A 13,718-nucleotide genomic window follows, 5' to 3' on the forward strand; every position below is an offset into this window, starting at 1 on the left:
CCGGGGCCGGGATGGGACCACTTGCGCGATTCGAAGCAGGACGTCAGTGAGAATAGGGCGATGGAAGAGTGCGTACGTTGATGTCGCCACGAGCGACCATCGAAGAGGTGGCCGCGGCCGCCGGTGTCTCCCGGTCGACCGTGTCGCGGGTCGTGAACGGGTCGACGGCGGTGAGTCCGGAGGCGCTCGCCGCGGTGCGCGCCGCGATCGATGAGCTGAACTACGTGCCCAACCGTGCGGCCCGTTCGCTCGCTTCCCGCCAGACGCACGCGATCGCCCTGATCGTGCCCGAAGACACGAACCGCTTCTTCGGCGACCCGTTCTTCGCCGCGATCGTCGCCGGCATCACGGGTGCCCTCGGCGGTTCCGACTACCTGCTCAACCTCCTCATCGCGAGCGACGACCCGGGCGACAAGATGACCGGCTTCGTGCGCAACGGCGGCGTCGACGGCGCGCTGATCGTCTCGCATCACACCAGCGACGCGTTCATCGACCGGGTCGCGGATGCCGTGCCGGTGGTCTACGGCGGTCGGCCGGTGCGTCGGCTCGAGGGCGACTACGTCGTCGACGTCGACAACGTCGCGGGCGCCCGCGCGGCGACCCGTCGACTCATCGACATCGGGCGCACGCGCATCGCGACCATCTCGGGTCCGCTGACGATGGTCTCCTCGGGCGACCGCATCCAGGGCTTCCGTGCGGCGCTGGCGGATGCCGGGCTGACGCCGTTCGCCGAGGAGGAGGGCGACTACAGCGAGGCCAGCGGCGCAGATGCCGTGCGGCGCATCCTCGCCGCCGGTCGCCCCGATGCGATCTTCGTGGCCAGCGACCTGATGGCGCGGGGTGCGCTGACCGCGCTGCGTGCCACCGGTGTGCGTGTCCCGGAGGACATCGCCCTCGTCGGCTTCGACGATTCTTCGGTCGCGCTCACGACCGATCCGCAGCTCACGACGATGCGGCAGCCGATGTACGCGCAGGGTGAGACCATGGCCCGCGTGCTGCTGTCGCGTCTCGCGGGGCAGGATCCGCCGCAGACGACCATCCTGCCCACCGAGCTCGTGGTCCGCGCCTCGGCCTGAGGTCGGTCTCGGCCCGAGCGTCTCGGCCCGAGCCGGGAGGAACACGGGCGCGCCCCTGACGCCCCCTCCTGGCCAGGGACGCACCCGTGCGTCTTTGCTGCACAACTTCGGAGATCGGCGGCGAACCGCCGGTGGAAGGCGCGGATGCCGCGGCGTGGCGCCCCGGATCTCCGAAGTTGTGGTCGGCTGAACTGGTCAGCCGAAGATCGCATCCATTCATAGGTTGAACGGGCGTTCAGTGAGTAATCTATACGGCAGGGGGCGCATTCGGAAAAACGGACCGGTTGAACTCAGGAGGTGGATGCCGCGTGGCACGCTCCGACGAGCAGAACCGACTGGCCCGTCAGCGCGCCAGGGAGAACATCCTGGAGGCCGCGATCGAGGTCTTCAGCGAACGGGGCGTCACCGGCGCGAGCATCGCCGCGATCACCAAGCGGGCGGGCGTCGCACAGGGCCTCGTCAACTACCACTTCGGCGGCAAGGAACAGCTCGTCGCGGCCGTCATCGATCGATGGTTCGAGACGGTGCTCGGCTTCGCGCGCGTGGAGGGCAGCCCCGACGAGATGCTCGCCGCCGTGATCGACGGAGCCCTGACGGCCACCGCCTACGCGATCCCGCTGCAACGGGCGGTGCTGGCGATGCAGCAGCAGCCCGCCACACATCGACTCTTCGCCGAATCGGAAGCTCGCCATGAAGCGCGCGCCACTGCGGCGGAGGATGCCGTGCGACAGCTGTTCCGCGCCCGCGGCGCCGAAGACCCCGCCCTGGAAGAGGTCATGCTCCGCAGCACTCTCGAGGGTGTCTTCGTGAAGTTCGCCGTGTTCGGCGATACCTATCCGCTCGAGGACGCCCGGCGCTGGGTGCATCGCCGGTACGGACTGCCCGAGCCGACGACACCCATCGCGCCGCCGGTTCCGCTCCGTGACGGCGAACCGCGCCCGCGCGCGACGGCGGCGCTGGGCTCGGGGCGGCAGGCGTGATCGCATGACGTCGATCGACCTGAACTCGGACCTCGGCGAGAACGTCGCCGACCGGATCGTCAGCGACGACGCGAGCATGCTGCGCCTGGTCACGAGCGCGAACGTGTCGTGCGGATTCCACGCGGGCAGCCCGGAGGGGATCCGCGAGACGCTCGCCGCCGCCGTCGAGGGCGGCATCGTGATCGGTGGGCACCCCGGCTACCGCGACTACGAGAACTTCGGCCGCACCAGGGTGGACATCGACTCGGCCACGCTCCAGGCGCATGTCGAGTATCAGCTCGGTGCCCTCATGGGTCTCGCTGCCGCGGTCGGTGGCACGGTCTCCTACGTCAAGCCGCACGGGGCGCTCTACAACACCATCGCCCGTGACGAGCGGCAGTCGAAGGACGTGGTCGCGGCGATCCGCGCGATCGACCCGAGCCTGGTGCTGCTGGGTCTCTCCGGGGGAGTCGTGCTCGACGTCGCCGAGCGGGCCGGGCTGGCGGTCGCCGCCGAGGCCTTCGCCGACCGGACCTATCAACCCGACGGGCAGCTCGTGCCGCGCACCGAGGCGGGAGCCGTGCTGCATGACCCGGCCGTGGTGGCGGAGCGCATGGTGCGTCTCGCGGCCGACGGCGTGATCCGCGCGATCGACGGCACCGACGTGCCCGTGATGGCGCAGTCGATCTGCGTGCACGGCGACAGTCCCGGCTCGGTGGCGATGGCCGCCCAGACCAAGCGGATGCTGCAGGACGCGGGCATCACGATCGCCCCGTTCGCGGGCACCCGATGACACAGTCGGCGCAGGTCGGCTGATGCGCATCCTCACGGCATCCGATCACGCGCTTCTCGTCGAAGCGGACGACCTCCATGAGGCGATGCGGCTGAACCGGGCGTGGGAGGGCGTGCCCGGCATCGTCGAGCGCATCCCGGGTGCCCGGACCGTGCTGGTGCGCTTCAATCCGCTGCGGGTATCGGCCGCCGATCTCGCGCAGACGTTGGCGGCGACCCGAGTCGATGCCGCATCCCTCCCGGGCACCGGGGAGGTCGTGATCCCCGTGCGCTACGACGGCGAGGACCTCGATGAGGCGGCATCGCTGCTCGGCGTCTCGGTGGAGGAGCTCGTGAACCGGCATCTCGCCGCGGACTGGCGGGTCGCGTTCGCCGGGTTCGCCCCCGGCTTCGGCTACCTGGTGAGCGACGATCCGCTCTTCGCCGTGCCGCGCCGCTCGTCTCCGCGCACGCGTGTGCCTGCCGGGTCGGTCGCGCTCGCTGGGGTGTTCACGGGTGTCTATCCGCGCGAGAGCCCCGGTGGGTGGCAGCTGATCGGCCGCACGGATGCCGTGATGTGGGACATCGACCGCGATCCGCCTGCGCTCCTGTCCCCGGGGACGGCGGTGCAGTTCGAGCGGGTGCGGGCGGATGCTCAGTCGGGGGCGGCTCAGCCGGGCCGAAACGGAGACGTTCCGGCGTACGCCCGGCGCGCCGTCGAGCGACTCGCCGGCGCGGATGCGGATGCTCCGGGATTCGGCACGGCATCCGCGGTCGAGGTCATCCGGCCGTCGCTGCAGCTCCTGGTGCAGGATGCCGGGCGCCCGGGTTACGCGGCGCTCGGGGTCTCGGCATCCGGAGTCGCCGACCGGCGCGCGATGCGTGACGCGAACCGCGCCGTGGGGAACGACGCCACAGCTGCGGTTCTCGAGAGCGTCGGCGGAGCGGTGCTCCGGTTCCACGGGGCAGGCGTCGCGGTGGTCACCGGCGCGATCGGCGCGCTCACCCTGAGCGGCGCTGCGGGGCTCGTCCGTCCGGTCCTGCACGGCGAGCCCTTCGCGACCGTCGACTGCGACGAACTGACCCTCGGCCATCCGGACCGCGGTCTGCGGTACGTCATCGGGGTTCGCGGCGGAATCGAGGCGACTCCCGCGCTGGGCAGCCGTGCGGCCGACACCCTCGCGGGGCTGGGGCCGGAGCCGCTCACCGCCGGTGCGGCGATCGCGATCGGCGATGCCGCCCCGAACCTGGTCGATCCCGGGTCCGTTCCGCGCGACCTCCCGGCCTCCGGCGACCTCGTCGAGCTCGACATCACCCTCGGTCCTCGCGATGAGTGGTTCACGGCCGACGCCCTCGAGGTGCTCACGACCCAGGAGTGGACGGTCACGCCGCGCTCCGACCGCGTCGGCATCCGACTCCATGGCGCGATGCCGCTGGAGCGTTCCGTCGGCGGCGAGCTGCCCAGCGAGGGTGCGGTCACCGGCGCGATCCAGGTGCCGCCCGACGGGCAGCCGGTGCTCTTCCTCGCCGATCACCCGCTCACCGGCGGATACCCGATCATCGGCGCCCTCACCGACGGCAGCCTCGACCTCGCCGGTCAGCTGCCGCCGGGAGTGCGCCTGCGGTTCGCCCTCCGGGTGCCGTCCGACGGCTGAGTTCCGCCGCCGGTCGGTTCACAACTCAGGAGGAATCGCACGCATCTGGCGTGATGCCGCCGTACGAGGCCGTGCGGGCCCGTTTCTGAGGAGTTGTGAACGCGCCAGGTGCCGCAGTCGACGACGCGGGGTCGGGTCAGGCGGGGTCGCCGCCGAGCGGGCCGACCGCCTCGAGCGGCTTCGGGTCGTCTGCGCCGGTCTTGCGCAGGCGGGCGATCAGGTTTCCCAGGTGGTAGATGAGGATCGCCGCGACCGTGGCGATGACGATGCCGCCGAGCTCGAAGCCGGATGCCTCGTCCTTGATCATGAAGCCGCCGACCGCCATGATCAGCGCCACGGCTGCCGTGTACTGGTTGACCGGGCGCGAGAAGTCGACGCGGTTGTCGACCCAGATCTTGATGCCGATGACGCCGATGAGGCCGTACAGCGCAGTGGTCACGCCGCCGAGCACACCGGCCGGCACGGAGTTGATGACCTCGCCGAACTTGGGCGAGAGGCTGAGCAGGATCGCGGCGGCTCCAGCGACCCAGTAGGCGGCCGTCGAATACACGCGGGTGGAAGCCATCACGCCGATGTTCTCGCCGTAGGTCGTGGTGCCCGAACCGCCGAAGAAGCCGGCCAGGGTGGTCGAGACGCCGTCGGCGATCAGAGCCTTGCCGGTCTGCTGGTTCACGCTCGCGTCGCCGGTCATGGTCGCGACGCCACGCACGTGCCCGACGTTCTCGGCGATCAGCACGAGCACGACCGGGAGGAACATCGCGAGCGCCGTGAGGGTGCCGGGCTCGGTGAAGTTCGGGAAGTGGAAGGTGGGGAGGCCGACCCAGTCGGCCTTCTCCACGGCGGAGAAGTCCAGTTCGCCGCGGAACACCGCGAAGATGTATCCCGCGATCACGCCGAGGAAGATCGAGATGCGTCCGAGGAAGCCGCGGAACACGACGGCGAAGAGGATCGTGATGGCGAGCGTGAACGTCGCGGTCACGGGGGCTGCGGCGTAGTTGTTGTGCGCGGCGCCCGCGAGGTTGAATCCGATGAGGGCGACGATCGTCCCCGCGAGGACCGGAGGCAGGAAACGGTCGACCCACTTCACGCCGACCGTGTGCACCACGACGCCGATGATGGCGAGCAGCACACCGACCGCGACGATGCCGGCCAGGGCGGTGCCCATGTTCGCGGAGGCGGTGGCGGCGGTGACCGGTGCGATGAACGCGAACGACGAGCCCAGGTAGCTGGGGAGCTTGTTGCGCGTGACGAGGAGGAACAGGATCGTGCCCACACCGCTGAAAAGCAGGGTCGTGGCGACCGGGAAGCCGGTGATGATCGGCACCAGGAACGTCGCGCCGAACATCGCGACGACGTGCTGGAGTCCGATCGCGATCGTGGCGGGCCAGTTCAGGCGCTCGTCGGGACGGACGACGGCGCCGGGCTCGACCGTGCGGCCGTTTCCGTGCAGCTTCCACAGGGCCATGCGGGCTCCTCAAGGTTCGGGGGATGGCGGGAGTGCTGGAGCAACACTATCGATTCCTGAGTTTTCCCTGAGCGCTTCTACCATGGTAGACGCGACGGTAGAATGGTAGACATGAGTCTGAACATCAAGAACGAGACGACGCATGAGCTGGTGCGGCGGCTCGCGGCGCTCACCGGGCAGAGTCAGACCAGTGCGGTGGAAGACGCCGTTCGGCGGCGCCTCGCCGAGTTGGAGCAGCAGCGCACGGATGACGATATGGAGCGCCGTCGTCGTATCCGTGCGGTGATCCGGCGAGCGCAGCAGATTCCCTCCACCGGACGAACGACCGAAGAGATCATGGACGAGCTCTATGACGAGACGGGAATGCCGCGGTGATCGTCGACTCCTCGGCCCTGGTCGCCGTGCTCATGGCAGAACCGGAAGCCGACGAGATGAGCGATCTGTTGGAGTCGCGCAGCTTCTCCCTCTCCGCGGCCACGCTCACGGAGTGCACGATCGTGCTCCGCAGCAAGGGGGGCGAAGCGAAGATGCTCGCGCTCGACGAGCTTCTGGAAGCAACTCGAGCAACGGTCGTTCCCGTCGACGAGGCGCAGGCGCGCCTGGCGGGCGGGGCATACGCCAGATATGGCCGAGGGTCAGGCCATCCGGCTCGCCTGAACTACGGCGACTGCTTCTCCTATGCGCTCGCGATCACCCGTGACGAGCCGCTGCTCTTCAAGGGAGACGACTTCGTCCACACCGACGTGCGTCTCGTCGAACCGGCCGGTCCGACCGGCGACTGACCGGCGCGAGATGGGGAGTCAGGCGCCGAGACGGTCGATCAGCTCGCGGTAGCGGTCGGCGGTGCGCTCCACCACGTCGTCGGGGAGGGCCGGCGGCTCGCCCTGCTTGTCCCAGTTCGCGGTCATCCAGTCCCGCACGATCTGCTTGTCGAAGCTCGCCATGCGCGCGCTCGGGGTGGTGCCGGTGCGCCAGGCCTCGGCGTCCCAGTAGCGCGAAGAGTCGCTCGTGAGCACCTCGTCGGCCAGGCGCAGGGTGCCGTCGGCATCCGTCCCGAACTCGAACTTGGTGTCGGCGAGGATCAGCGCCTTCTCCTCGGCGATCGCGGCAGCGCGGGTGTAGATCGCGAGCGAGGTGTCGCGCAGCTCGGCCGCAGGCTCGGCGCCGACCAGTTCGACGGTGCGCTCGAACGTGATGTTCTCGTCGTGCTCGCCCATCGGCGCCTTGTAGGCCGGGGTGAACAGGGGCTCCGGCAGGCGGTCGCCGTTCTGCAGGCCGGCGGGCAGCGGAATGCCGCACACCGTGCCGCTCTCCTGATACTCGGCCCAGCCGGAACCGGTGATGTAGCCGCGCACGACGCACTCGATCGGCAGCATCTCGAGCGACTGCGCGAGCATGGCGCGGTCGGCGACTTCCTCGGGCAGCTCGCCCTCGGCGATGTGGTTGGGGAATTCGGAGAGCTGAGCGAACCACCAGCGGCTCAGTCGCGTCAGCAGCGCGCCCTTGTCCGTGATGCCGGGCGAGAGCACGAAGTCGAAGGCGCTCACGCGGTCGGAGGCGACGACGAGGATGCGCGTGTCCGCCGGATCCTCGGAGGCGTACAGGTCGCGGACCTTGCCCGAGTAGATGTGCCGCCAGCCGGGGATGCTCTGTGCCGTGCCTTCTGAAGGAGTGCTCACCCGCCCATTATCCCGGTTCCGCCCGACCGTGAACGCCGTCGGTCGTGGGTCGCGCCGCCCGGTGTCGGAGCGTTTGTCTAGCGTGGAGGCGTGGCTGACGACATCTTCACCGACCGGCTCCGCCTTTCGCGGGCGACCCCGTCCGACCTCGATGCGGTCTTCGCGATCCAGAACGATCCGCGGGTGTGGACGCACTTTCCGAGCCTTCGACACACCGACCCCGCGACGACCCTCGACATGATGGAGCGCTGGGAGCGCAGCTGGGAGCAGGCGGGGCTCGGATCCTGGGTCGCGCGTCTGCGTGACACGGGCGAGATCATCGGCAACGGTGGGTGCACGCTGCTGCGCGGCGAGGTGTGGAACGTCGGCTACCGGATCGCGGCCGACCATCACGGACACGGGTATGCGACCGAGCTGGCGCGCGCCGGCATCGAGCAGGCACGCATCATCGCACCCGATCGCCCCGTGATCGCCTATCTCGTGGAGCACAACCGGGCGTCGGCGCACGTCGCGGAGAAGCTGGGCCTCCAGCTCGTGCATCGGGCGCCGGATGTCGGGAACCCCGATCCCGCGGTGATGCGGCTCGTGTACGCGGATCGCGCGCTCACCCCGAAGCAGCTCGCGGCCGCCCTCGGCTGACCGACCGCGGGGCCGTCGCCTTGTCGCTGTCGGCGGTCCGGCGTATAGTCCATATGGACTATTTGAGCGCGACACCCGGGGAGGAGCCATGCAACGACTGACCCCGATGGGGGTGATGATCCTCTCTCTGCTGCGCGAGGGCGACATGCACCCCTACGAGATGGTGCGACTGATGCGGGTGCGCCGCGACGATCGGCTGCTGACCATCACGAACGGCACGCTCTATCACACGGTCGCCCGGCTTCAGCGGGCGCGACTCATCGACGAGGTCGGCAGCGACCGCGAGGGGAATCGCCCGGAGCGCACGACGTATTCGCTGACCGACGCTGGCCGGGAGACCCTCATCGCCTGGCTGCGACGCGAGCTGTCGACGATCGATCGTCCCGCCGAGTTCCGGATCGCGCTCGCCGAGGCGCACAACATGGAACGCGGCGATGTGCTCCAGAGCCTGCGGTCGCGTCGCGTCTCCCTCGACGACGAGCACGTCGCGCATCGCGACGGACTGATCGAAGCGAGACGCGATGGCGTGCCCGAGCAGGTGCTCGTGGAGTACGAGCGGCAGGAGGTGCTGCTCGAGGCCGAGCTGCGCTGGGCCGACGCGCTGATCGCCCGCCTCGAAGCCGAAGACCTGCCGTGGGGACCCGCGGCATTCCCGAACTCAGACCGCTACCGCGCTCAGCGAAAGGCTGCACAGCAATGACAGATTCCACCCGCGACGGAGACCGCCCACCGGTCTCCGCGCCCGCCTCATCCGGCCCCTCGACCGGCACCTACTCCCTCGGGCACAAGCCCACGAGCCCCTGGCCTGCCCTCTGGGCCCTGGTCATCGGCTTCTTCATGATCCTCGTCGACACCACGATCGTGTCGGTCGCGAACCCGGCGATCAAGGCCGCGCTCGATCCGAACACGAACAACCTCGACAACGTCGTGTGGGTCACCAGCGCCTACCTGCTCGCCTACGCCGTGCCGCTGCTGATCACCGGACGCCTCGGCGACCGCTTCGGCCCGAAGAACATCTACCTGATCGGCCTCGCGATCTTCACGCTCGCCTCGCTGTGGTGCGGACTGTCGAACTCGCTCGAGGGACTGATCGTCGCCCGCGCCGTGCAGGGCCTCGGAGCGGCGTTCATGACCCCGCAGACCATGGCCGTGATCACCCGGACCTTCCCGCCCGAGCGCCGCGGCGCCGCCATGGGTCTCTGGGGTGCGACGGCCGGTGTCGCCACACTCGTCGGTCCGCTCGTGGGCGGCCTGCTCGTCGACGGCTTCGGCTGGGAGTGGATCTTCTTCGTGAACATCCCGGTCGGCATCGTCGCGTTCGTGCTCGCCTGGCGTCTGGTCCCGAAGCTCGCCACCCACCCGCACCGCTTCGACATCGTGGGCGTCGTGCTCAGCGCCGTGGCACTGTTCCTGATCGTCTTCGGACTGCAGGAGGGTGAGAAGTACGACTGGGGCGTGATCTGGGGTCCCATCTCGGTGTGGAGTCTGATCATCGTCGGCCTCATCGTGCTCGGGCTGTTCATCGTGCAGCAGGCCAAGACCCGCAGCGAGCCGCTGGTCCCGCTCGAGCTGTTCCGCGACCGCAACTTCTCAGGCGCCAACGTCGCGATCGCCGCGGTCGGCTTCACGGTGACGAGCATGTCGCTGCCGATGATGTTCTTCCTGCAGTCGGCGCGCGGGCTCACCCCGACCGAGGCCGCGCTGCTGCTGATCCCGATGGCGGTGCTGTCGGGTGTGCTCGCCCCGGCGGCGGGCAAGCTGCTCGATCGGGTGGATCCGCGCATCATCCTGATCCCCGGTCTGCTCTGCGTCGCCGGCGCGCTCGTCTGGTACTCGGTCCTGATCAACATGGACACCCCGATCCTGATGTTCCTGCTGCCCTCGGCTCTGATGGGCATCGGCAACGCGGGCATGTGGGGCCCTCTCGCCACCACCGCGACGCGCAAGCTCCCGCCGCGCCAGGCGGGTGCCGGAGCCGGCATCTACAACACCACCAGGACGATCGGCTCGGTCATCGGCTCGGCATCCATCGCCGCGTTCATGCAGTCCCGCCTCGAGGCCAACCTGCCCGGTCTCGCCGATGCGCCGGCCGGCATCTCGACCGGGGGGACGCTGCCTCCGCAGGTGGCCGACGGGTTCGCGGCCGGCATGTCGCAGGCGATCCTGCTGCCGGCCTGCGTCATGGTGATCGCGCTCGTCGCCTCGCTGTTCCTCGGCCGCTACGACAAGGCGGATGCTGCGGCTCCGTCGACCGCGCCGTCGGAGTAGGAGGCGTGGCATGAGCACTTCGGTGGATGACGCTGTCGCGACCGGATTCCTGATCGACGACCGCGAGCTGCACGTGCACATGAAGGACGGACGCACCATCAGTGTTCCTCTCGACTGGTTCCCGCGCCTTGTCGACGCGAGCGCCGATGAGCGAGCGGACTGGCGCCTGATCGGCGCGGGGGAGGGTATCCACTGGCGGCAGCTGGACGAAGACCTCTCCATCGCCGCGCTGCTCCGAGGCCGCTGACGCCCTTTGCGGGGTATCGCGGAATGTGATGTCATCGGGCGATGACGATCGCACTCGCTCGACCGACCATCGACCTCTTCGACTCCTGGGCCGCGGCCGTGGCCGAGTTCGACGGCGGACACATCGACGGCGGCGGTTACGAGCAGGGATTCGTGCCCGACCGGGCGGCATGCGCGGCGTTCGTCGAGAAGGCGGAGCTGTATGCCACTCCGGGGGCGGTGCTGCCCGAGGGGCGCGTGCCGTGCGACTTCTTCTGGATCACTGAGGGCGACCGCGTCGTCGGGTTCATCGCGTTCCGGCGTGAGCTGAACGAGTGGCTGCGTCGCTTCGGCGGCCACATCGGCTATGCGACGGTCCCCTCGCGGCGCCGGGAGGGAATCGTGCGCGAAGCCCTCCGCCTCGTGCTCCGCTTCGCGAAGTCCGAAGGCTACGACCGCGTGATGCTCACCTGCGACGACGACAACGTCGGCTCCATCCACACGATCCAGGGTGCCGGCGGGGAGCTCGAAGGCGTGATCGATGCCTCGGCGCCGGGGCAGCCGCGCGTGCGGCAGTACTGGATCGAGCTGTCGCTGGCCTGAGCCGCCGGACGCGACGCGGAGGTCTTCGGTCACCCGCGCGCACCCCCTTCTCGCGGCTGCGGAGTCCGGCCGCGGGCGTGGGCGCGCGCGGCGTGGCGACTAAGGTGGATGCTCGGCGATCGTCCGGTCGCATCATCCGATCCCGAGGAGCACACGTCGTGATCCGAAATCCATCCGCCGCGACCGGCCGCCTGCGCCGATCGATGCGCCGCGCCGGTGCGGCCGCACTCGTCGCCTTCGTCGCCGTGGGAGCGCTGCTCGCCGGAGCCGCCCCCGCCACCGCCGCCGATGACGGCGAGAAGTACGTCATCGGCACCGACACGACGTTCGCCCCGTTCGAGTTCACGAATGCCGACGGCGACCTCGTCGGCATCGACATGGACCTGCTCCGTGCGATCGCGAAGGACCAGGGCTTCGAGGTCGAGATCCGCCAGCTCGGATTCGACGCCGCCGTGCAGGCGCTGCAGTCGAACCAGGTCGACGCCGTCATGGCCGGCATGTCCATCACCGAGGCGCGGCAGGAGACGTTCGACTTCAGCGAACCGTACTTCACCAGCGGCATCCAGCTGGGCGTGCTCGAGGAGAGCGACATCCAGTCCCTCGACGACCTCGACGGCAAGGCCGTCGCCGTCAAGACCGGCACGCAGGGTCAGACCTTCGCCGAAGAGAACAAGGACGAGTACGGCTTCAAGGTCACCCCGTACCAGGACACGACCGACATGGTGGATGCCGTGAAGGCCGGCCAGGCTGTCGGCTACTTCGAGGACTTCCCGGTGCTGGCCTACGGCATCCAGCAGGGCTCCGGCTTCCGGCTCATCGGCGATCCCGAGTTGGGTGGCGAGTACGGCTTCGCGGTCAACAAGGGCGAGAACCCCGAGCTGATCGAGATGTTCAACGAGGGTCTCGCGAACCTGAAGGCCTCCGGCCAGTACGACGAGATCGTCGACACCTACCTCTCCGGCGGCGAGGAGTCCGCGCAGCCGACCGACATCATCTCGGTGGCCGTCGAGTACTGGCCCGCGCTCATGCAGGGGCTCTGGCTCACGATCCTCGCGACGATCGTCGCGATCGTGGCCGCGTTCATCCTCGGCATCATCTTCGGGTTCGGCCGTCTCGCGAAGTTCGCTCCCCTGCGGTGGATCTCCACCGCGTACGTCTACGTCTTCCGCGGCACCCCGATCCTCATCCAGGCATTCTTCGTGTTCTTCGCGATCCCGCAGCTGATCCCCGATCTGAAGTTCGATCCGTTCGTCGCCGGTGCGATCACGCTCTCGCTCAACACGGGTGCGTACATGACCGAGATCATCCGCGGCGGCATCCAGGCCGTCGATCCCGGTCAGAACGAGGCCTCGCGTTCGCTGGGGCTCAGCCACTGGAAGACGATGCAGAAGGTCGTGCTCCCGCAGGCGTTCCGCATCATGATCCCGTCGTTCGTGAACCAGGGCATCATCACCCTCAAGGACACGTCGCTGATCAGCGTCATCGGGCTCGCGGAGCTGACGTTCGTGTCGCGCCAGATCATCGCCTCGACCTATCTGTCGGCCCAGGTGCTGACGATCGTCGCCATCATCTACTTCATCGTGATCACGCTGCTGACGCTGCTCGCGAACCGCCTGGAGAGGACGTTCAACGCATGAGCAAGATCGTGGTGCAGAACCTGCACAAGTCGTTCGGCGACAACGAGGTGCTCAAGGGCATCGACCTGGCGGTGGAGGACGGCGAGGTCGTCGCGGTCATCGGTCCGTCGGGGTCGGGGAAGTCCACGCTGCTGCGCTGCCTCAACAAGCTCGAGGAGCCGACCTCGGGGCACGTCATCATCGACGGCGTCGACCTCACGGACAAGAGCGTGAAGCTCGACGAGGTGCGTCAGCGTATCGGCATGGTGTTCCAGCACTTCAACCTGTTCCCGCACATGACCGTGCTCGAGAACATCACCCTCGCGCCGGTCGAGTGCGGCAAGATGACCAAAGCTCAGGCGCGCGAGCGTGCGCTGGCGCTGCTGGAGCGCGTGGGCCTGTCGGAGAAGGCGGACGCGAAGCCGGCATCCCTCTCCGGTGGTCAGAAGCAGCGCGTGGCGATCGCCCGTGCGCTGGCGATGGACCCCGAGATCATGCTGTTCGACGAGGCGACGAGCGCCCTCGACCCCGAGATGGTGGGCGAGGTGCTGCAGGTCATCCGCGACCTGGCCTCGGGCGGTATGACGATGGTGCTGGTGACGCACGAGATGGGCTTCGCCCGCGAGGTGTCCGGACGCACGGTCTTCATGGACGGCGGCGTCGTGGTCGAAGAGGCCCCGCCCGCCGAGCTCTTCGGCGCCCCCAAGAACGAGCGCCTGAAGGACTTCCTCTCGAAGGTGCTCTGACCCTCCCTTCCCGGGG

At 69.0% G+C, this 13,718-nt stretch carries 15 protein-coding genes; 13 read left to right on the forward strand and 2 right to left on the reverse strand.

Annotated features, from left to right (window positions below; translation table 11 throughout):
- Nucleotides 1-80 precede the first annotated feature (80 nt).
- The 4 genes from ACFC14_RS07955 to ACFC14_RS07970 all read left to right on the forward strand — a co-directional run bounded on the left by ACFC14_RS07955 (nt 81) and on the right by ACFC14_RS07970 (nt 4,461).
- Complete coding sequence (locus ACFC14_RS07955; RefSeq protein WP_376107132.1) at nt 81-1,076, forward strand: LacI family DNA-binding transcriptional regulator; 996 nt, start codon at nt 81-83, stop codon at nt 1,074-1,076.
- Between the two features lie 308 nt (nt 1,077-1,384).
- The gene (locus ACFC14_RS07960; protein WP_376102691.1) at nt 1,385-2,056 is read left to right on the forward strand and encodes a TetR/AcrR family transcriptional regulator; all 672 of its coding nucleotides are present in this window, start codon (nt 1,385-1,387) and stop codon (nt 2,054-2,056) included.
- 4 nt (nt 2,057-2,060) lie between these two features.
- The gene (locus ACFC14_RS07965; protein WP_376102694.1) at nt 2,061-2,828 is read left to right on the forward strand and encodes a LamB/YcsF family protein; all 768 of its coding nucleotides are present in this window, start codon (nt 2,061-2,063) and stop codon (nt 2,826-2,828) included.
- A gap of 22 nt (nt 2,829-2,850) precedes the next feature.
- Nucleotides 2,851-4,461: a carboxyltransferase domain-containing protein gene (locus ACFC14_RS07970; RefSeq protein ID WP_376102697.1), complete on the forward strand. Its 1,611-nt coding sequence runs from the start codon at nt 2,851-2,853 to the stop codon at nt 4,459-4,461.
- A 136-nt stretch (nt 4,462-4,597) separates the two neighbouring features.
- Here the strand turns inward: ACFC14_RS07970 and ACFC14_RS07975 are convergent, their stop codons facing one another.
- Entirely contained in the window at nt 4,598-5,926 is a 1,329-nt protein-coding gene (locus ACFC14_RS07975; RefSeq protein ID WP_376102699.1) for a uracil-xanthine permease family protein, read from the reverse strand.
- 111 nt (nt 5,927-6,037) lie between these two features.
- On the opposite strand from ACFC14_RS07975, the gene ACFC14_RS07980 reads away from it, so the two are divergent.
- On the forward strand, nt 6,038-6,301 hold the full coding sequence (locus tag ACFC14_RS07980) for a type II toxin-antitoxin system VapB family antitoxin (RefSeq protein WP_376102702.1): 264 nt from the start codon (nt 6,038-6,040) through the stop codon (nt 6,299-6,301).
- Nucleotides 6,298-6,708: a type II toxin-antitoxin system VapC family toxin gene (locus ACFC14_RS07985; protein WP_376102705.1), complete on the forward strand. Its 411-nt coding sequence runs from the start codon at nt 6,298-6,300 to the stop codon at nt 6,706-6,708. Before ACFC14_RS07980 ends, ACFC14_RS07985 begins: the two co-directional genes overlap by 4 nt.
- An 18-nt stretch (nt 6,709-6,726) precedes the next feature.
- On the opposite strand, the gene ACFC14_RS07990 is transcribed toward ACFC14_RS07985, so the two are convergent.
- A complete protein-coding gene (locus ACFC14_RS07990; protein WP_376102708.1) occupies nt 6,727-7,605 on the reverse strand; it encodes a phosphoribosylaminoimidazolesuccinocarboxamide synthase in 879 nt (292 codons plus the stop codon).
- Between the two features lie 90 nt (nt 7,606-7,695).
- On the opposite strand from ACFC14_RS07990, the gene ACFC14_RS07995 reads away from it, so the two are divergent.
- From ACFC14_RS07995 to ACFC14_RS08025, 7 genes are all read left to right on the forward strand, one after another.
- The gene (locus ACFC14_RS07995) at nt 7,696-8,244 is read left to right on the forward strand and encodes a GNAT family N-acetyltransferase (protein ID WP_376102711.1); all 549 of its coding nucleotides are present in this window, start codon (nt 7,696-7,698) and stop codon (nt 8,242-8,244) included.
- An 88-nt stretch (nt 8,245-8,332) separates the two neighbouring features.
- A complete protein-coding gene (locus tag ACFC14_RS08000) occupies nt 8,333-8,944 on the forward strand; it encodes a PadR family transcriptional regulator (protein WP_376102714.1) in 612 nt (203 codons plus the stop codon).
- On the forward strand, nt 8,941-10,512 hold the full coding sequence (locus ACFC14_RS08005) for a DHA2 family efflux MFS transporter permease subunit (RefSeq protein WP_376102717.1): 1,572 nt from the start codon (nt 8,941-8,943) through the stop codon (nt 10,510-10,512). The genes ACFC14_RS08000 and ACFC14_RS08005 overlap by 4 nt, the downstream gene beginning before the upstream one ends.
- A gap of 10 nt (nt 10,513-10,522) precedes the next feature.
- Nucleotides 10,523-10,759 (forward strand): DUF2442 domain-containing protein, encoded by a 237-nt coding sequence (locus ACFC14_RS08010; protein WP_376102720.1) that lies wholly within the window; start codon nt 10,523-10,525, stop codon nt 10,757-10,759.
- 41 nt (nt 10,760-10,800) lie between these two features.
- Complete coding sequence (locus ACFC14_RS08015) at nt 10,801-11,340, forward strand: GNAT family N-acetyltransferase (RefSeq protein WP_376102722.1); 540 nt, start codon at nt 10,801-10,803, stop codon at nt 11,338-11,340.
- Nucleotides 11,341-11,498: 158 nt separating this feature from the next.
- Nucleotides 11,499-12,977, forward strand: a complete 1,479-nt coding sequence (locus ACFC14_RS08020) for an amino acid ABC transporter substrate-binding protein/permease (protein WP_376102725.1) — start codon at nt 11,499-11,501, stop codon at nt 12,975-12,977.
- Nucleotides 12,974-13,702: an amino acid ABC transporter ATP-binding protein gene (locus ACFC14_RS08025; protein WP_136040817.1), complete on the forward strand. Its 729-nt coding sequence runs from the start codon at nt 12,974-12,976 to the stop codon at nt 13,700-13,702. The genes ACFC14_RS08020 and ACFC14_RS08025 overlap by 4 nt, the downstream gene beginning before the upstream one ends.
- Nucleotides 13,703-13,718 lie beyond the last annotated feature (16 nt).

It is taken from the genome of Microbacterium sp. NPDC055988 (genome assembly GCF_042269505.1).
Classification (GTDB): Bacteria; Actinomycetota; Actinomycetes; order Actinomycetales; family Microbacteriaceae; genus Microbacterium.

Coding starts and splice junctions, on each gene's coding strand:
- ACFC14_RS07955 (WP_376107132.1), top strand. CDS start 81: ATGTCGCCACGAGCGACCATCGAAGAGGTGGCCGCGGCCGCCGGTGTC.
- ACFC14_RS07965 (WP_376102694.1), top strand. CDS start 2,061: ATGACGTCGATCGACCTGAACTCGGACCTCGGCGAGAACGTCGCCGAC.
- ACFC14_RS07970 (WP_376102697.1), top strand. CDS start 2,851: ATGCGCATCCTCACGGCATCCGATCACGCGCTTCTCGTCGAAGCGGAC.
- ACFC14_RS07975 (WP_376102699.1), bottom strand. CDS start 5,926: ATGGCCCTGTGGAAGCTGCACGGAAACGGCCGCACGGTCGAGCCCGGC.
- ACFC14_RS07980 (WP_376102702.1), top strand. CDS start 6,038: ATGAGTCTGAACATCAAGAACGAGACGACGCATGAGCTGGTGCGGCGG.
- ACFC14_RS08000 (WP_376102714.1), top strand. CDS start 8,333: ATGCAACGACTGACCCCGATGGGGGTGATGATCCTCTCTCTGCTGCGC.
- ACFC14_RS08005 (WP_376102717.1), top strand. CDS start 8,941: ATGACAGATTCCACCCGCGACGGAGACCGCCCACCGGTCTCCGCGCCC.
- ACFC14_RS08010 (WP_376102720.1), top strand. CDS start 10,523: ATGAGCACTTCGGTGGATGACGCTGTCGCGACCGGATTCCTGATCGAC.
- ACFC14_RS08015 (WP_376102722.1), top strand. CDS start 10,801: ATGACGATCGCACTCGCTCGACCGACCATCGACCTCTTCGACTCCTGG.
- ACFC14_RS08025 (WP_136040817.1), top strand. CDS start 12,974: ATGAGCAAGATCGTGGTGCAGAACCTGCACAAGTCGTTCGGCGACAAC.